General features: G+C 43.0%; 16 protein-coding genes and 1 tRNA gene. 4 read left to right on the top strand and 13 right to left on the bottom strand.

Features of this window, described 5'->3' with window-relative positions:
• Window positions 1-3: 3 nt before the first annotated feature.
• From N774_RS0100605 to N774_RS0100590, 4 genes are all read right to left on the bottom strand, one after another.
• On the bottom strand, window positions 4-1710 hold the full coding sequence (locus N774_RS0100605) for a hypothetical protein (RefSeq protein WP_024859373.1): 1707 nt from the start codon (window positions 1708-1710) through the stop codon (window positions 4-6).
• A 205-nt stretch (window positions 1711-1915) separates the two neighbouring features.
• Window positions 1916-3613 (bottom strand): dockerin type I domain-containing protein, encoded by a 1698-nt coding sequence (locus tag N774_RS19670; protein ID WP_024859372.1) that lies wholly within the window; start codon window positions 3611-3613, stop codon window positions 1916-1918.
• A gap of 11 nt (window positions 3614-3624) precedes the next feature.
• Complete coding sequence (locus tag N774_RS0100595) at window positions 3625-4074, bottom strand: RNA polymerase sigma factor (protein WP_024859371.1); 450 nt, start codon at window positions 4072-4074, stop codon at window positions 3625-3627.
• Between the two features lie 146 nt (window positions 4075-4220).
• A complete protein-coding gene (locus N774_RS0100590; RefSeq protein ID WP_024859370.1) occupies window positions 4221-5300 on the bottom strand; it encodes a hypothetical protein in 1080 nt (359 codons plus the stop codon).
• Window positions 5301-5540: 240 nt separating this feature from the next.
• Here N774_RS0100590 and N774_RS0100585 point away from each other — a divergent pair, with 240 nt between their 5' ends.
• Both N774_RS0100585 and N774_RS0100575 read left to right on the top strand, forming a co-directional pair.
• Window positions 5541-6095, top strand: coding sequence for an RNA polymerase sigma factor (locus tag N774_RS0100585; RefSeq protein ID WP_024859369.1), 555 nt, complete (start codon window positions 5541-5543; stop codon window positions 6093-6095).
• Between the two features lie 164 nt (window positions 6096-6259).
• A complete protein-coding gene (locus N774_RS0100575; RefSeq protein ID WP_024859368.1) occupies window positions 6260-6979 on the top strand; it encodes a hypothetical protein in 720 nt (239 codons plus the stop codon).
• Between the two features lie 40 nt (window positions 6980-7019).
• On the opposite strand, the gene N774_RS19665 is transcribed toward N774_RS0100575, so the two are convergent.
• From N774_RS19665 to N774_RS0100545, 6 genes are all read right to left on the bottom strand, one after another.
• The gene (locus tag N774_RS19665; RefSeq protein WP_024859367.1) at window positions 7020-8630 is read right to left on the bottom strand and encodes a dockerin type I domain-containing protein; all 1611 of its coding nucleotides are present in this window, start codon (window positions 8628-8630) and stop codon (window positions 7020-7022) included.
• On the bottom strand, window positions 8617-9168 hold the full coding sequence (locus N774_RS0100565; RefSeq protein WP_024859366.1) for an RNA polymerase sigma factor: 552 nt from the start codon (window positions 9166-9168) through the stop codon (window positions 8617-8619). Before N774_RS0100565 ends, N774_RS19665 begins: the two co-directional genes overlap by 14 nt.
• A gap of 472 nt (window positions 9169-9640) precedes the next feature.
• The gene (locus N774_RS0100560) at window positions 9641-11527 is read right to left on the bottom strand and encodes a hypothetical protein (RefSeq protein ID WP_024859365.1); all 1887 of its coding nucleotides are present in this window, start codon (window positions 11525-11527) and stop codon (window positions 9641-9643) included.
• Between the two features lie 197 nt (window positions 11528-11724).
• Entirely contained in the window at window positions 11725-12537 is an 813-nt protein-coding gene (locus tag N774_RS0100555) for an SH3 domain-containing protein (RefSeq protein ID WP_024859364.1), read from the bottom strand.
• Between the two features lie 117 nt (window positions 12538-12654).
• Window positions 12655-13584 carry a hypothetical protein gene (locus N774_RS0100550; RefSeq protein WP_024859363.1) on the bottom strand — a complete coding sequence of 310 codons (930 nt, stop codon included), beginning with the start codon at window positions 13582-13584 and terminating at the stop codon, window positions 12655-12657.
• A 109-nt stretch (window positions 13585-13693) separates the two neighbouring features.
• Window positions 13694-14380, bottom strand: a complete 687-nt coding sequence (locus tag N774_RS0100545) for a response regulator transcription factor (RefSeq protein ID WP_024859362.1) — start codon at window positions 14378-14380, stop codon at window positions 13694-13696.
• A 94-nt stretch (window positions 14381-14474) separates the two neighbouring features.
• Here N774_RS0100545 and N774_RS17840 point away from each other — a divergent pair, with 94 nt between their 5' ends.
• Together N774_RS17840 and N774_RS0100535 are read left to right on the top strand one after the other, a co-directional pair.
• Window positions 14475-16001: a sensor histidine kinase gene (locus N774_RS17840; RefSeq protein WP_024859361.1), complete on the top strand. Its 1527-nt coding sequence runs from the start codon at window positions 14475-14477 to the stop codon at window positions 15999-16001.
• A gap of 331 nt (window positions 16002-16332) precedes the next feature.
• A tRNA-Leu gene (locus N774_RS0100535) sits at window positions 16333-16419 on the top strand.
• A 135-nt stretch (window positions 16420-16554) separates the two neighbouring features.
• On the opposite strand, the gene N774_RS20105 is transcribed toward N774_RS0100535, so the two are convergent.
• From N774_RS20105 to N774_RS16475, 3 genes are all read right to left on the bottom strand, one after another.
• Window positions 16555-16827 (bottom strand): GmrSD restriction endonuclease domain-containing protein, encoded by a 273-nt coding sequence (locus N774_RS20105; RefSeq protein WP_431767937.1) that lies wholly within the window; start codon window positions 16825-16827, stop codon window positions 16555-16557.
• A gap of 368 nt (window positions 16828-17195) precedes the next feature.
• On the bottom strand, window positions 17196-17885 hold the full coding sequence (locus N774_RS17835) for a relaxase/mobilization nuclease domain-containing protein (protein ID WP_024859360.1): 690 nt from the start codon (window positions 17883-17885) through the stop codon (window positions 17196-17198).
• A complete protein-coding gene (locus N774_RS16475; protein ID WP_024859359.1) occupies window positions 17885-18196 on the bottom strand; it encodes a plasmid mobilization protein in 312 nt (103 codons plus the stop codon). Before N774_RS16475 ends, N774_RS17835 begins: the two co-directional genes overlap by 1 nt.
• Window positions 18197-18526 lie beyond the last annotated feature (330 nt).

Raw genomic sequence — 18526 nt, 5'->3', positions numbered from 1 at the left:
GCTTTATTTGCCTAAGTCCCATACAAGGCTGCTGAATCCCTCACTTTCCTCATATGGCATTTCATACCACTGACCGCTTTCGGAGTGGATAAATCTTCCCGAATCATATAATGTGACCGTTTCGCCGTCCTCATATTCGAGAGCTATCACCCATAACATACCGTTGAGCTGTCCCGGGTCTGCTACGGAGAGCTCCGATGAAAGGCTGAGGTTTGACAGGTAATCCACTACAGTCTTTGCCTTATCGCCTGTGAAAGAGTAGTCATAGCCTTTAGGGGAAGATGTTACCTTAACGCCTGTTATCTTGCCCTCGTCGATGCCGAGAAGTGCCGCAGAGAAGCTTTTTTCAGCTTCATCAATTCCGAGAAGCTTCTCCTGTACTGCCTGTGCATCGCCTACTGTCAGACCGTCGCCGTTCATATCAGCGCTGAGCTTGCCGAATGTGGTGAGGTGGATATAGGCTTGACCGTTTTCGCCGTACTTATCGGGATTTGCCAGAGCCTGCATGATGAGCACTACATCTGCCATATCCGTCTGTTCGTCCAGATTAGCGTCGCCCTTTACGGTCTTGGCAGGCTCCGAAAGCACGCGGACTTTTTTTATACCGCCGAACTGTGCGGGGTAGGTCTCAAGTATTCCGCCGCTGTAGGTGACTTCAAGTCTCGTACCGACAGGCGGTATCACGCCGTCATCAAGACATATTGCAGGCAGGCTGATTCTGTCGCCTATATTTTGCAGATAAGGAGCGTCGGGCTTCAATATCAGTGTATCGCCGCGTGTTTCCACGATAGTGAGTGTCATGGCATATTCGGTGACAGGATAGGAAATATTGCAGAAATAAACTATAGGCTCGACCAGGGCAAGGCAGGTGGAAATGACAGACGTTGAATAAAGATAGCCGTTATCCTCAAGGTACTTGAAAAGCTTGTAGGGATTTGTCCTGTTCTCGGCATCATCTGCGTGGAGGAACAGCTGATAATCGCCTATTGGTGCAGCGCTGTCAGCAGTTCCCACTGTATATCCAACTGAAGAAGCGACTTCTATGAGCTCCTTGTATTTTTCGCTGTTTTCGTCCATTTCATAAGGCAGTCCAATGTTTATGCCGCCGTCGGCAGATATAGAATTTATGGTATCCTCGTATATTGCCAGATGACCTGTTACAGATCCTGCTTCATGGAGATCTTGCAGTATTTCCAGCAGAGCACCGAACTCATCCTGTGTTGTACAGCCGTATAAGCGGTAGGGATTTTCCTCGGCAGCCAGCTTTGGCGCTTTATAGCCTTTCTTGGCAAGAGCATTGCTTATATTGTCCATAGAGAGCTTAAAGTTCCCTTGCATCTGAACGACTACCTCGGGGTATAAAATATAGAATGTGTGCAGCTTGCCGTTTTCGTCCATGAGCGTTCTCAAATCTGTGCCTGTGTGCATGAAAAAGTCTTTATTGTAGCTGCAAACGCCTACGTATTCGCCGCCGCAGAGCTCCGTGAACACATCGTCGGGAGTTGCCTCCTCATAATCCTTGACAGACACAGCTGTAGGATCGGATTGCAGGGCGAAGAAGTCGGTCAGGTCCATGCGTTTTACCTTTGTCTCCTTTGCTTCGAGGCTATGCTCCTCAGCAGCCGTATCGGCAGCAATAGCTGTAAAGGGCATTGCGGCACTGCCCGACAGCATAGCCGCTGTAAGTAATAAACTCATAAATTTTTTCATAGTATCAGCTCCTTTTATGTGGTATGAAGGGATATTTTTTTACCTTTCACTATATTAGTACCATTTTTCACGGAAAATTCTCACCTGTTTTCAAAAATTTTTTGAGTTAACAAAAAGCAGGTGTCAATTGCTGCAAAAAGTCATTCAGCAGCCTGTCTTATTATACCACAAAAAGGAACAGCCGTGCAATTGCACGGCTGCATGTTTAGCTGTTTATGAATGTCTCAAAGGGCTCAACTGTGCCGTTGGCTGTTGAGGTATAGACGTAGTAGGAAAGTATCAGCGAAGCGTCAACGGCGTTTATGCTGCCGTTTTTATCGGCGTCTGCTGCCTTTTTCTGTGCATCGTCAAAGCTTTCGCTCTGACCTGTGGAAGCCCTTGAATAGTAGTCAAGGACCAATGATGCGTCTATGGCATTTACTGCGCCGCTGTTATCAACGTCACCGAGAGCGTATTCACCTGTAAGGTATGTCTTTTTCCTTTCAAGTGTTGTTCTAACTTTTTCATAATAATATTGGTGATAACTTACTGGTATAAGACCTTTCTTATCAAGATAAAGCAGCTGATTTAAATAATCATCTTCATCTACCTTGCCGTTAAGGTCGATATCGCCGTACTGCTTTATTCTTTCACTCACCTCAGCAGGCAGTATGTCCACGGCATCTTCAATTCCCTTAGCTGTTTCTACTTGATAAACAATGTAATACAAAAGGTCATAGCTGTCATAATAATCGAACTTACCGTCGCCGTTCAGATCCTTTTCAGCTTCTCCGCTTTCAAAACGTCTGAAACAGTCAAGCTGTTCTTCTGTATATTCATCATCTGTACGTTTGTCGATCTCATTTCTCAGCTCTTCCATATATTCAATGAACTTGTCAATATGGTCAGGTCCGTCAATAGTTACAAAGTCGTAGTCTCTTAATACTTCTCTTATCTCCTCATTTGTAGGATATTCGCCATGCAAATAGAGATAATACCTTGCTACATCATTTGCACCTCCGATACCAACATTTACAAAAAGATACTCTATATCTTCAACTTTCTTTTTACGCAAACTCTGTTGCTCATGTGGATTGATCGCAATACCGATTTTTATATTCTTGGCTGCTTCTCCATCATAAAGCTCATACATTTCTTTATATTTTGATGTGTCTTTGCCGTATTTTTCCCTGCATTCGTCCATATGCTCCGCATAAAGCTCAATTTCAAATAAGTCCTTTAAATCAAACTCGCCGTCATCATTAAAATCGTAATACCACCCTTCTTCCTGCCAAAAACTATAATAGTACATCTCTGTAAATATTCGTTCACACCTGCTCGAGTATGAAGCATTTACGCCTGTAGGAGTTGCGGTAGTTGCTATTCCCATAGCAGATAAAAAAGCTATCATTTTTTTCATAGTAACACTCCCTTCCTCATATTCGGATATAGTTGTTGTTTCCACCCCCGCAGTAACTGTGGGCGCTGTTGTTCTCGCCTGCGCCGCTGTCACCGACGCACGGGTGGTATTCGTCCTCGGTGGAGCTGTGGTCTGCGCCTTTGCAGTAGTTTTCGCAGTCCCTGACGATGTGGTTTTTGATACCGCCGAGCTTGACGCCGCCGTAGTTACCTCAGCAGTATTCCCTGTGGACTGAGCCGTGGTGTCCTCAGTCGTATCGGTGACGGGCTGAGTTACGGGCTCTGTGCCGCCGCCGTTAAAATCCGTCCGAAGCCTTGATGCTCCGTAAATGCCTATACCTATAAGTAACGCGGCAGCTGCCGCAGCAAGCCGTGAAGCCACAGGAAAGCGCCTTTTCCGCTTTTCCGCGCAGGTGGCTCCGACCTGTCTGAAAAATTCCTCCTTATGCTGTGATTCGGGGAATACAAAGGACTCCCGAATAGCATTTTTCAATTTTCTGTCCAAGCCGCCACCTCCTATCCCTTGAAGCTTTTCCTGAGATCGTCAAGGATACATTTTATCCTGCGCCCCATTTTGAACCTTGATATGCCGTAGAGCTCCGCAAGCACGCTTACGGGCACATCGTTTATGTACCTGAGTACGACGAGCTCCCTGTCCTCCTGCGGCAAGGACTTTATTGCGCTTCCGAGAGCTGCATTTGTAAGGATACAATCCTCAAGGTCGTAATCGTCGGGGATATTTTCGCTGAGCTCCTCAGCCTGCCTTTTACGAAAATGGTCTGCACACAGATTGCCGGCAATTGTGTACAGGTACCTGAGCTCCTTATTCATGTCCGTATAATTGGGACTTTCAAGGAATCGAAGGAATGTCTCCTGCGTGATATCTTCCGCAGCTTCACGGTCATGTACTTTAAAAAAGCAATATCGGAATATTTTTTCGTACTGTTCTTTTATTTCTTCTGACACGCTGTGACCTCCCTTCATAATGATTAACGTTTTACGAGCACCCTGTGAGCAGAAAATATTGTAAACAATTTATGAACTTTTGTCAAGGCTGATGTAAATTAAGAAAGCTCCGCAATGCGGAGCTTTCTTTCAAACTATACCTATATTCATTCAATTCCGAGGAGCTTTTCCTGTATCGCCTGAGCGTCGCCTACAGTTATACCGTTGCCGTCAAGGTCTGCGTTGAAGCTTCCCTGCTCAGAAAGCTGATACTTGTCGGGATTTGCAAGAGCCTGCATAATAAATACAACGTCTGCCATATCCATTTGCTCGTCGCAGTTGGAGTCACCGTCAACAGCATTCATAAGGTCGATACCGCCGAATTTCTCGCCTGCCGCAGAAACTTCAAGTATGGTGATCACTCCAATATCGGTCTTGTCGTGTATATCTTTAAGGACTGCAAGGTGATCTTCAAATGATATTTCATAATTAGGTTTAAGGCTTATTTCCATCACATTTTCACCAGAAGTAGTCAGAGTGAAATCCAAGTCATTATCTTCAATGTATTTTTCAAGTGCGGATACTGCCTCTGCTTTAATTTCACTATATACAGCAGTTCTTGCCTCTCCTGACAATCCAGCTGTTCTTTCTGTATAAACACTGGACGGATATTTCATCAGAGTAAGGTATGTATACCCCTTGTGCGGACTGTTAACATCAGTGGAGTAGATCATATCAGCCGTAATGCCACCTTTGATAAGTATATCCTTTATTCTTCGGGCGTCATTAGCTGTCAGATCAAGAACTGCGCCGGGCTTTTCATCGTCATAAGGAGTTACATAATATCCGTAAGTTTCATTGAATGAGTTCCTGCAAACTGTTACCTTATTGCCGCTTTCGGTAACAAAGTCTTCGAACAGCAAATTGATGCGCTCGGAAACCTCGTCCTTCGTTTCCATGGTAGAGCCTTTCCTTGGATCTGTTTCCTCCCTTGGCATACCAATGAATACTCTATCACTGTATTTTTCCTCCACAAGTATATTGTAATAATACGGATTTTTAGGATCTTTTTTGTCTCCTGTATGGATATAGAAATCCTGTTTTTCGTTTGACATGAAGTCGATTTTGAGATAATCCGTGTGGTCTGTGGGAGTCATTCTTTCAGTATAAACAGCATTTGTACAAAGCGTAGAACCACTTGCTATTGCAGCCGCAGCTGCAATTATTGACATTATCTTCTTTTTCATAATATGACCTCCTTTTAGGAAATTATTAAGTTTGATTTTTGCTTTCACTAATAAGTCGTAAAAAAACGCATTTTGTCTCACCCTTTTTAAAAAAAATTCAGAAAATGTTTGTTGACAATAAATTTCGGAAAATTTATAATTTAGGTGAGACATTTTCGTGTTTTTTACGACTTATATATGAAGAGACATATCACTAAACCCAAACAGGTGCAGAAAGCACGTCTGCGAAAGGAGTTTAATATGGATAACGGTGCAAGTAGCTACCGCCGTTTCCTTGATGGTGATAAAAATGCTCTTATTGATATAATAGAGGACTACCGCAGAGGTCTCGTTCTGTTTCTGAACAGTATTACAGGCGATTTCTGCCTTGCCGAAGAGCTTGCGGAGGATACTCTGCTCAAGCTCTATGTGGACAGACCTAAATTCTCGGGTAAATCCTCGTTCAAATCGTGGCTTTATTCCATAGGAAGAAATACGGCTGTTGACTATATCAGAAAAGCGTCAAAGCTTGGCGAAGTACCTGTTGACGATATGTATGATGTTTCGGACAGGGACGATATAGAGCAGAATTATATCAAAAGCGAGGACAAAAAACAGCTCCTCAGAGCATTGGAAAAGCTGAATGATGATTACAGACAGGTGCTGTATCTTATATATTTTGAAAATTTCAGCAACACTGAAACGGCAAAAATAATGGGCAGATCGGAAAGACAAATAAGGAATCTTCTCTATCGCTCAAAGGAGTCTTTGCGAAATATTTTGGAAAGGGAGGGCTTCAGATATGAGGAAATATGATAAAATGACCTTGAAGGTCGCTGAGCGAATATTTGAAAACGGCGACAAGATATTAGAACAGCGCAAAAAAAAGAGCCGCTAAGATACGTCATATTTCTTATGCTGTATCCGGACTATGCGCAGCAGTAATAGTTTGCGTCGGGGTATGGCACTTTTCTTCCTCCATGAAAATGCCCAATGATAATTTCCACGGCTCCGAAATGATTTCCGCAACCGAACCTGCCACAACTGAGACAACTACTTCAAATGTGATAAAACAAACAACAACTCAAACTGCAATAATAACGACCAAAACTAAACCAGCCACACAAACTACTGTAACGACTTCAAATGCGATCAGAACAGAAGCCGTTCTTCAAACCACAAAAGTTCCTCAAACAACAAAAGTGCTTCAAACTACCGTTCATATTCAAACGACCGCTGATAATGTTCAAACTACATCAGCAGCTACTGCACCAGAAGTCACGGTTACTACGACTGAGGGTGCTGCGAATGTCACACAAACCGTAAAGTCAACACAGTTAGTAACTTATCCTGCTTCTGCAACTGTTACTATTTCAACTACTGATGTTACAACAATAACTAACCTAAATAGCTTTTTCATGGATTCAACGGCAACTCTTGTGATCAATGATAATAATGATCCTATTTTCTATGAAAAACAGAATGAGATCATCTCCGGAGACTTGATAAACGGCTTTATTTTCGCATATAATGTTCAGGTAATGAAGCCTGACGAAACACTTCCGACCGTATATAAGTTGCCTGTTTGCAGAATAGCTGATGTCAGCGAAGAAGAAGCAGTTGCAGTCAGAACTCCCGATACTGATGAATACTATCTGTTCAGAAATATTAATTATAAAAAAGAAGACGAAATTTCATAGTCGATACTGAAAGCCCACTCAAATGAGTGGGCTTTCATTTTTACATGTTCATGAATGTCTCAAAGGGCTCAACTGCACCGTTGGCTGTTGATGTATAGACATAGTAGGAAAGTATCAGCGAAGCGTCAACGGCGTTTATGCTGCCGTCTTTATCGGCATCTGCCGCCTTTTTCTGTGTATCGTCAAGGCTTTCGCTCTTACCTGTGGAAACTCTGGAATAGTAGTCAAGAACTAATGATGCGTCTATGGCGTTTACCGCGCCGCTGTTATCAACGTCACCGAGGGTGTAATTCAAAGCATTATACTTGTTCATCTCTTCATTGAACTCTTTTGCACCGCTGACCGTATAGGTTTTCATCACCTTTAAATGGTCAGTAATGGGAAGCGGCTTTAGATTCATCTTATCAAGGTAAAGAGCCAGATATGAGAGATCATCACCGTCTATCTCTCCGTCAAGGTCCATATCACCGTATTGCTCAACTCTTTTATTAAGGTCGTCGGACATTGGGATGCCGTCACGCTCGATAGACATATTCCTTGCAATCATTTCAGCATTTATCACATATCCGAGAATATCATAAACGTCGAAATAATTGAATTCACCGTCACCGTTTACGTCCTTTTCGGTCTCGCCGCTGTCAAGTCGTCTGAAACAGTCAAGCTGCGCCTCTGTATAGTCCTTATCCTCATAGGTCTTAACTTCGCTTCTGAGCTTTTCCATGTATTCGATAAACTCCTCTACATGGTCAGGACCGTCAACAGTCATAAAGTCATAATTACTCAGTGTCTCCCTTATTTCATCAATTGTAGGATATTCGCCGTTCAAGTAGAGGTAATACCTTGCTGTTAGGTTTACACTTGTGATATCAAAAGGCAGTATATCAAATATGAGATCTTCGTTATGCATTATCTTTTTTACCTGCTTGAAGGTCTGCTCGTCATAATACTTATACATATCCGTATATTTCGACTGATCTTCGCGGTATTCCTGCCAGTAGTGCCAAACATGTTCTGAATAGAGCTTTAATTCAAAGATATCTTCAATATCAAAATCACCGTCATTATTCATATCATATTTCCAGTTCTTATCTTTCTGTAAACTGAAATAGTTGATCTCGTCCCAAGAGAATCTTATTTTATTTGGGTTTTCAGCATATACGCCTGTTGGATTTGCGGTAGTTGCTATTCCCATAGCAGCTAAATAAGCTATCATTTTTTTCATAGTAACACTTCCTTCTTCATATTCGGTTATGGTCGTTGTTTCCGCCGCCGCAGTAACCGTCAGCGCTGTTGTTCTTGCCTGTGCCGCTGTCACCGCTGCACGGGCGGTATTCGTTCCTGTACGGGCTGTGGTCTGCGTCTTTGCAGTAGTTTTGCTGCTTGAAGTTTTCGGAGCAGTCGTTTGGGGAGAAGTGGTATCTGCATATGTTGAAGCAGCTGCCGCAGTACTTTCGGATATTACGTTGTCAGAAGAGATATCTGTTTTGGGCGGAGTTGACTTCCACGCGAAAAATCCGACAATTACAGCAGCAAATGCACTTGCGCAGCCCAATGATACCCGTCTTATGAGCATATTTCTACGCTTTTTATTTTCTAAGATCTTGTCGCCAAGTTCCATTAGACCTGCCGCACATTTTTCATATTTGTCCATCTTTTCCCCTCCTCTCCAGCTCAGTTTTTAAGGCTTTTTTTGCACAGTATATTAGATCGGAGATCTGCTTGGACGACTTGCCCATGATCTTAGCAGCTTCCGTATTGGATAATTCTCCAAAATAAATAAGATATAATATCTGTGCATATTCAGCCTTTAAAGCCTTGAGTGCCTGATGAATAAGAAGTTTTTGTTCTCCTTTTATGTAATCCATTTCAATATCTTTTTCGTCCGAAATATAGCAGCAGTCCTCTATATTGGAATAATCTGTTCTTTTGAATTTTTTCAGATAATTGATAGCCGTGTTCTTCCCGATAGTATAAAGCCATGTTTTGAAAGAGTACTGACTTTTATAATTTGGCTTTTTCACGTATAACTTCAAAAAGACTTCATTTGCAGCTTCTTCGGATATATGGATATCTTTTATTATTGTATTGATAAACAAAGTCAATCCGTCTTTGTGATCCTTTACAATATCAACAAAACCACTCTTATCACCATTTAGGAAACGGATGTAACTACTTGCACCGTTATCCATATTAAACTCCTTTTTCAAAGATCAAGTTCAACTCTTTCTTTACTTATTATACAACTTAAAGCGATCAAATCTCGAAGCAAAAATATTTATTTTTTATTTTTAATTTTATTGCAATTAATGAACATATTTATGTCAACATTCTAATGCTTTATTTTTCTTTCCATGATCATTATATATCCTGATACTAATAAAAGCAAAAAAATGACAATACTTTTTAAAAAAGCACTGGACAAATGCTTCAATTTGCGATAAGATACTATGGTACTGCGGAGCTGCCGGTTATACAGTCCGCCTCGGTCAGTCTGAGCCGTGTAGAATTTATCAGACATTATGCGGATATGGCGGAATTGGCAGACGCGTATGGTTCAGCTTGCGCTATGATAGTGTAAAAAATATCGGTCTCACGATTGTGTGAGACCGTTTTTGTTTATATGTGCTGTAATAGATCAACTGCGATATATATCTTGTATTATTATTCCTCTTCTTTCCTGCGGAGCTTTCCCGATGCGATAACCGCACCCACACCAAGAAGCGCAACAGCGGCGGCGCCTGCTAAAGTGCCTGCAAGTGCAATTGAATTAACGCCTGTCTGTGGGAGATTGACTGCGCTGCCGTCGGAGAATTTCTCACCGACGCCTGTATCAGGATCAACTGTATATGCGTCAAAATCTTCGCCATTTTCATCTGTGAATACAACAGTTACGGAACCGCCTGCGTTAGTCATTGAATGGGTATCGGCAGGTTTGATGCCTGTTTTTTCTTCATAATCCTTTGCTGCCATTTTCTGAAGCTCATCTTTTGAATATTTGTGCTCGGGCTCTATATAGCGGACAAAATGTTCTGAACCGTCCTGACCTGTGTAGAGGTCATTGAGAGGTGTCAGTGAAGTTGCTTCAAAGCCTGTATAGAACGCATCATTTTCGTCATAGAGATTGAACCATGTCTGTCTGCTGCCATTAGGATAGCCGATATCTTCAACTTTAACAGTACCGTACATTACTCTTCCGTCAACGAAAACAAGAGTAAATGAACCGTCGTTTCTTATAACAAGCTGTCTTGGATAAAGTGTATCAACTTCGTCCCATGTGCCTGCTATCTCTGAAACATCATGTCTTTCGGTTTCATAGAAATCGCCGAATTCATAGCTTTCGATATGCCATTTGCCGCTTTCGCATTTGAGTTTGGCTCTGCCAACACCGAAGAGTTGATCGCCCTTATTGGCTGTAGCTGTGCAGTAGTCCATAGCAGGATCTGTAATGGTAACACCGTTCTCTGTATGGAACTGATAGAAAGAACGCGGTATGAATTGTACATAGAGTGAACCGTCCTTCTCAATGAAATAGCCATCAATGTATCTGATAAAAACTTCTTTTGCTTCACCTGTGAAATTATCTGCAGTAAATGCATATAGATCAGCTACAGAATTAAAACGGCTGTCAGTTACCTTTACATAACCATTTACTTTTCCGTCATCGGTAGTATAAGCAGGACTTGCACCGGTTAATGCCATAATTACATTGAAGTTTTCCATAACTCTTATAGCACCCTTAGTCTTATCCTCTTTATCAAATGATACACTCTCGTTCTTGCTATCAGTCTTTCCGCCTTCTGCCTGCTCCTGATGAGCATCAGCATTTGTATCGGCGTTTCTGCGTCTGAGAGTGAAATCTCCTGCCTTCAATTCATTGACTGTTCCGTCGTCAGTCTTTGGGAAGCCTATCCATGCCATTCCGCTTGCATTATAGAAATTGTACCATTTGCCGTCGCTGTTTTCGCTTAGCATCTCGTTTCCGATCTTGATAAAGCCCTGCTCTGTTGAGTTATTGGGATATGTCACGGTATAGGTACCGTTTGCGCTGATATCAAAAACTCTGCCGTCTCCGTTCAGTTCTTCCCATTCGCCTGCTATTGCGGAAAAGTCAGCGTTTACTGATAAGAGCTGCTCCATTCCGCCGTTTCCGATGAGATATGCATTGGGGTTGTTCTGCTGACAGTAGCAGCCGATAAAGAACTTATCCCCCTCATAGAATGCAAAGAACGGAACTCTGTACTCTCCCCCGAATGTATCATAATCCACCTTTACAGTACCCGAATGAGTATTGCCGTCAAGGTCTGTATATGTGTATGTGCCGTCTTCATTTACTGTTATAATACCGTTATCAACTGCGCAGACGTCCACGTTTTTGTTTTCAGCAGCAAGCTGATACCTCCACTGACCAACAATGTTCCTGATGTCTGTTTCATCATAAGAAGTCTCTGCTGCGACTGATACGGCTGCGGTGTCTGCTGCATAAACTGCTGCTGTGGGTGCTGCTGCGAGCATTGCAAGAACTGCGAGACAAGAAATCATTTTTTTCATAAAAACTACCTCATTCCTTTTTAAAATTGTTTTGTTTCGGCGCTTTGCCTTTACTGTGATTATATAATAGCATAGTTTTTCGGTCATGTGCGCAGAATTACAGTATTGTAATTTAATTACAATACTGTAATCGCGTATACAAAAAAGGAACGGTCACAGACTGTCCCTTTTAAGGAATATAAGCTGAAATGCTGTTTTTACTTTATTCTGACTATCTGAGACATACCGCCGTTGCCTGTCATATACACATCGGAATGGCTTTCGTGACAATAGCAGCCGATAAAGAACTGATCGCCCTCATAGAATGCAAAGAACGGAACTCTGTAATCTCCGCCTAATGTATCATAATCCACCTTTACCGTGCCTGAATGAGTATTGCCGTCAAGATCGGTATAGATGTATGTGCCGTCTGATTTTATATCGACAGTGCCGTTGTCAGTTGCTCCCGCTGTAATATTCTTACCTTCGGGAGCTATTTGATACTTCCACTGTCCCACAAGCTCGCTTATGTCAGTAATTAATTCCTGTGTATTTTCCTGCGGCTCATAATCTTGTATCTCCTTGATATAGTCTGCGCTTACATAACCCGATTTGCCGTTATAGCTTGTGCAGTACCAACCGGCTTTTCCGCATGAGTAAATATCTATCTGAGTTTTGTCGGGGATTGCAGCGATTATATCTGCTGTGGGGAAAGGCTCGTTTCTGAGGTTGAGAACGTCCCCCTGAGTATCAACATATGCGCCGAATAATCGGTCTTCCTCTTTCAGAACGAGAGTGCTGTTTGTTTCATCATTAGCAGATGTATCGTTTTTTGTGGTATCCTTTGACTTTTCTGCCACCTTTGCAGCTGTTGTTGTCTTTTCATCTTTTGATGTTTCTGCTGCAGTTGTTGTCACAGCTGCCTTTGTGGGAACTGTATTGTCAGATGTCCCGCCGCTTTCTGTGCTTCCGCATGATACCATAGAAGCTAACATTGTAAGTATTGCCAGACAAGAAATCATTTTTTTCATAATGATAACCTCATTCCTTAAAAATATCTTTGTTTCGGCGTTGTGCCTTTACTGTGATTATATAATAGCACATTATTTCGGAGTTGTGTGCGGAATTACAAATTTGTAATCGCTTTTTCAGCAGCTTGTGAATAACATTCCGTCAGCCACATTTCCATAGTAGTCGTGCCACAGGAGATTTGCGTCATTATCGGTGTAGAACATGGCGCTGCCGTTATTATAAATTTCCGTATTTGTGCTCTGACCTTCCTCGGTATATAAATAATGCACGTTTACTCCCGTACCGTTGCATACAAGGGCGTCATTCTCAGCGTCGTATGTACAGATGTATGTCCATATGCTGCCCTCTGCCGCACTGGAGCTCCACTTTACTTCTGCTCTGTATGTCCCGTCACAATTGTTGCTGATACTGATATAGCATCTTCCGCAGCTCCAGTTACCCATGAATCTCTTGACTGCTGCTAAGGTAGCGTCAGGCTCTCCTGTTGCGTCACCGTCGGCTAATCCGAATACTGATGAGCTGCTGTCAAATCCCGAAACCAGTGCAGGAGACATATTTTCACGGGCTGTAAGACGGAAGCTCTCCCACAGAGTACCGTCCGCTCTATAGAAGCAGTACCAGATATTTGTGACATCGTCGTCGCCGAGCACCTGACGCTCTATCTCGATATTGCCGTATTCGCTTCCGCCGCCGCGATATGCGAGCCTGTATGTTCCGTCACCGTCAATGGTAAGCGCACGGGTATCGAGGACGTTTTCCTCATACCATACACCTGCTATCTGCATATAATCAGTCTTTGTCACAGGTGAAGCCCCTGTGTTTTCATCGGATGCAGCTGTTGTGCTGCCTTCGCTGTTTTCGGCTTTTTTATTGTCAGTCTTTGCAGCAGTGGTCGATGTATTTTCCGAAGCAGAAGCTGCTGCGGTAGTCGTTACAGCTGCTTTTGTAGGAATCGGATTCTCGGATCTTGTATCGCCTGTATTTCCGCAGCCTGTCATTGCAACGAGTATACCTGTCATTGCGATAATAATAAAAGTCTTTTTCATAATTATTCTCCTTTTCAAAGTAATTATGTTCTCTGCCTGCAATGCCATTATAGCATTGCAGGCAGAGAACATGTTGCAAAATTACAAATTTGTAATCGGAAAACATTTTTCAGAATATGACTCGCCTGAGAACGTACTCGCCCTCAGAAGTGGCAGCTATCTCGTATGTGCTCATATCGTCCATATTCAGATGCTTTTTCAAACGGGAAATATTTACCCTTATGGTGTTTTTGCTATCCTCCACATCACAGCCGTAAATGGTCTTGTATATATCATGATAGCTTATACGCGAGCCTATCTGTGAGGCGAGCATATAGAGTATCTGCAATTCACGCTGGGGCAGTGAGTATTCATTTCCGTCAAGGGTGGCAGTTCCAGCAAAAAGATCAACTGTAAGTTCGGGAAGCTCTATCTTCGGGTGCTGAGGAGACTGCTTTACATTGCGGCGGAGCTGCGCTTCTATACGCGCCTTTAATACATTAAGGTCGTAGGGCTTTGTTATGTAGTCGTCGCCGCCGCTGCGGAAGCCCATAATAACGCTGTCGTTCTCGTCACGGGCTGTGAGGAATATCACAGGAGCCTGTGTTTTCTGCCGCAATATCTTGCAGAAGTCCATTCCGTCGCCGTCGGGCAGCATAACGTCAAGGAGCACAAGGTCGGGAACGCACTCCTCCAGCATAAACGATGCGGTCTGCACCGAATCCGCACAGTGTACGGTATAGCCTTCGTTTTCAAGGAATGTTCTGTTGATACGCATGATGTCTGAATCGTCTTCTACTAATAATATGTGTGACATAATGTTTTCCCCCTGTGATTACAATTTCGTAATTCTGTTCACTTATTGAAAAAAATATGGTATAATGTATTCAACACCATAAAGGAGTGATAAAATGAAAAAGGAAATCTCCAAAAGCCGCGCTTTGCGAAGACGGCTCCTTAGTGTTCTGCTGATATGCCTTATTACTATAATGATAATATTTGTTTCTGTCTTTGATATCGTATATAAAAGCTCGACTAATATAGTCACTTCGCATACGTCCAAGATCGCAAGCAAAACCGTTGATACTACTGCTCACGGTTTCTATCAGGTCACCCTTGGAAACCTACAGCTGTCTCTTGAAAGCTTCGGAACCAACATATGTACAGTCCTCGGCTCTTTGCAGGATATACCCGATATAGATCAGGAGCTCGTCCTTGAAACACATATGATGGATTTTTTCAATATAGATGCTTCAAATAAGGGCAACGATGTTATTGGCTTTACTTATTCTAACGGTGAATTCCACAGCATACCTTCCGAGCCCGAGTGTGACCGTATTATTCAGGAAGCTGTTGAAACCATTAATATTGAATATGCAAAAGAGCCCTCCGCTCACTATCAAGGAGGCAGCTTTCAGTCTGAACTTGAACAATATACTGAAAACTGCATGGGAACATATACTATGGAAGGTCAGGGCTTTGTATGCGCATGGGATCATCTGAACAACTACAATGTTCTTTATCCCGATATTTGCTACGGCATAATCATGTTCAACCAGAATTATTATAAAGGTCTCATCAATCAGATCGCAGCTGAGCAGACTGACTCTCTTTTAGGTGAAATGAACGGACTCTTCCAGAGATCAATTTATATCATGGTCGCAGTAATTGCGGGAGTGCTGATACTGTTTATCGTGATCTCAGTCATTCTCTCAAAGAAGCTGTCAGATCCTATTGTTTCCGAGCATGATATGCTGGTGAAGGTCAACGAGATGAAGACAACCTTCCTCTCGGACGCTTCCCATGAGCTGAAAACTCCTCTTGCTACCATGTCGGGATATGCTCAGAATGCAGAAATGGAGCTTGTAAGCGGCTGCGATACGGCTGCCGTACATGAAAAGCTGAAACGCATCTCCTCGGAAGCCAACCGCATGGCTCTTATGGTAACGCAGATACTTGACGCTACCCGAATTGAGGAAGGCCGAATGGTTCTGGAGCCTGCTCCCTGCGATATAGACAGCCTTGTGCGCGAGACCGTTGAGACCTATTTTGCTGTGCTTAACAAGAACAACAACAGGCTCGCAATACGTATCCCCATTGAATTGCCAAAGGTAAATGCTGACAGCTCAAGATTGCAGCGTGTGTTCGTGAATCTTGTTTCCAACGCTCTGAAGCATACCAAAAACGGTACAATACTTATCAAGGCAGAAGAGGAAGAAAACTTCATAAAAGTGACCGTAATGGATACGGGAAGCGGTATCTCCGAAGAGGATATGCCCCATATCTGGGAGCGTTACTACAAGGGAAAACACTCCGAAACAGGCACGGGTCTGGGACTTTATATATGCAAGTTCATAATCGAGTCCCACGGCGGCAAGATATGGGCCGAAAGCGAGGTCGGCAAGGGAACGTCGTTTATGTTCACGCTGCCTGTATAATAAATACTTTTACATTATACCATAATTCCAGAAAAAAAGCCAGTGTATTTTATTCGGAATATAATAATTAGTTAATATAACCAATAAGTGTTCCTCTCTGCCATTCTTCCATATTACAATGGTATATTATTGATGCTTATGCTGTTGAAAAACAAAGTACCCCCACTTCTTGATAAGTGGGGATATTGTTTAAATAAAAGATACAAGACTTTTTTCAAAAAACACTTGACAAACGTTTCAATTTGTGATAAAATATTATGGTACTGCGGAGTTACTGGTTATACAGTCCGCCTCGGTCAGTCTGAGCCGTGTAAAATTTGTCAGACATTATGCGGATATGGCGGAATTGGCAGACGCGTATGGTTCAGGTCCATATGTTCGCAAGAACATGCAGGTTCAAGTCCTGTTATCCGCACCATATTTAGACGTCACAATGGAGATATATCTCATTTGACGTTAGTGAAAAGCATCCCTATTTTTAGGGATGCTTTTCTTTTTTCGTTCCTACCTTTCATCATTGCTCACTTTCTAATAGCGACTCAGTAGGCAGCCATTAGCCATTTCCAAGACTGCCATTAAGTCGCTTCCTTTCATTCGGCGAATACTTATCAAATCTGTCCGACCAATACTTATCAGTGCCTTTTTGCGGATAGATATGTTCGATTGAGCAATGATCCTTAGGCTCCTGTTTGAAGTACTCGTCCGGATTAATCTTTTTCTCAGAGTCTGTCTTGGTAAGGCTTAGGTCATAAATGTAAAGAAGAAATTTGAGACTTTCCCAACTATAAAAGCCGTCTCGTTTAGATAGCTTTTCGAATTTATCTATAATACCGTGCGACGTAACAACATTATTATCAGACAGGAAGTCGATTCTGCTGATAACTTCTAGAACTTCATCGAGGCCTATTTTATTGTAATAAAGGTCGCGAGCGAGGTTATAAAAGGTACTATTACTATATGTCGCAAAATATCCGTTAAGCCTGTAATGTAAGAAGTTAAAGCGCTCGATCAGTTTTAGGCATTCAATTCTGTCGGCATCGGATATAGTCGATTTTGATAGAATTACGGTTACTAATGGCCTTGAATTAATATAACCAAGAGTGTTAAGGCGGAATAAGTATTTAGCAATCTCAGGATTGGTTACGGTAGACGGATTAAAAGTAGTGTACCAATGAGGTATCAGTTCTTTAAGGCTTAGGGAGCTTCTTCGGTAGGAACTTGCTTAGTATCCCTTTCTTCGAAACAATACGCTAATTCTCTTTCTTCCCACTCGGGATATTCCGTACCGTTATCATGCCTAAAGCGGATTTCTTGCGAAAAAATTTTCTGCATAGCTGCTTTCTTCTGCCGTTCGAGGTTTCGCACTTCTGCTTCGGATTGCGCTATCACTTTGTCAATATTAGAGAGAAAGCCAGCAATTTTACGCTGTTCTTCAAGATCTGCCGGCAGAGCCATATCAATATCAAAGAAATCATCTGTTGATATATTAAGTAAGCCATGATTTCTTGCGCCTTCAGCACATCTGATTGATACTTCCTTAAGTATGAAGTGCGCATGTATATGGTCGACATCAGTGTGAGTTGCCACTACAACTTCGTGACCGGGGAAGGTTCGCTCCGCAAACTCAACAGCTATCTTATGAGCAAGTGACGGCTCTATCTTGTAGCCACTTGGGTGCGACTGAACGAAATGATAGTATTTCACTCCGTCAGTCTTGTTGTACATTTCCCTTGTGTTTTTGAACTCCTGATAGGCAGTCGGCAGCGAACAGTTGAGAGCCGTCACGAACTTTTTATTCTCGGTCTTGTCATCGCGGCAGATGTATTCCAGACTCTTCTTGCCGCCGCCACCGCCTTTCGTGCTTATCGCAGTGACCGTCGCCACTACTTCACCTCCCTCAGAAGCTGACCTATCAGCTCCGTGACCTTCATGTGCTCATCGAGGAGCGGCTGGAAATTCACGACGGTCAGCCTGTCCATATTTGCCAGTGTAGCTATCTGGTTGAGGTTACGTCCGATAGCTTTCTGCTGCCGGACTATCTCATCGATGCCGTTGGCGACAACGATTTTCTTGCCAAGAGCGCACCGCATTACGAAGTCATTCAGCTTCAAGCCGTGCCGCTCGGCGAGCTCATGGATACGCCTGCTTTCTTCCTCTGTGCAGCGTATCGCTATGGTTGTGTTTCTCCGTCTCATAGAATCCCTCCTTTTCTTCCGTTTTGTAAAATGTTTCGGCGTGCCGACAATTGTACTTCCTGTCCGTAGGGACTATGCGGAGGCACAATTGGGAGCGGCGGCTCGCCGTAAATGGGTTCGGGCTTCTGCCCGACAAGCAAAGGCGGCAGGCGGAATGCCAGCTGCTATGCTTGCCAACCCAAAAGGGTTGATTTTTTCGGGTACCGCCACTTTTCCCTCTGCCATTAGTATCTGTGCAGTATCGCCACACTCGCTCGACGTTGCGCGACAATCGCTTTCACCGCCGCAGGTGGGATAACTCCCCGATTCGGACTGCTGCGGCAAAAATGG

This window comes from Ruminococcus flavefaciens AE3010, from assembly GCF_000526795.1.
Classification (GTDB): Bacteria; Bacillota; Clostridia; order Oscillospirales; family Ruminococcaceae; genus Ruminococcus; species Ruminococcus flavefaciens_D.
Note: the sequence above shows the minus strand (reverse complement) of the source record. Positions and strands in the feature narration are given on the sequence as shown.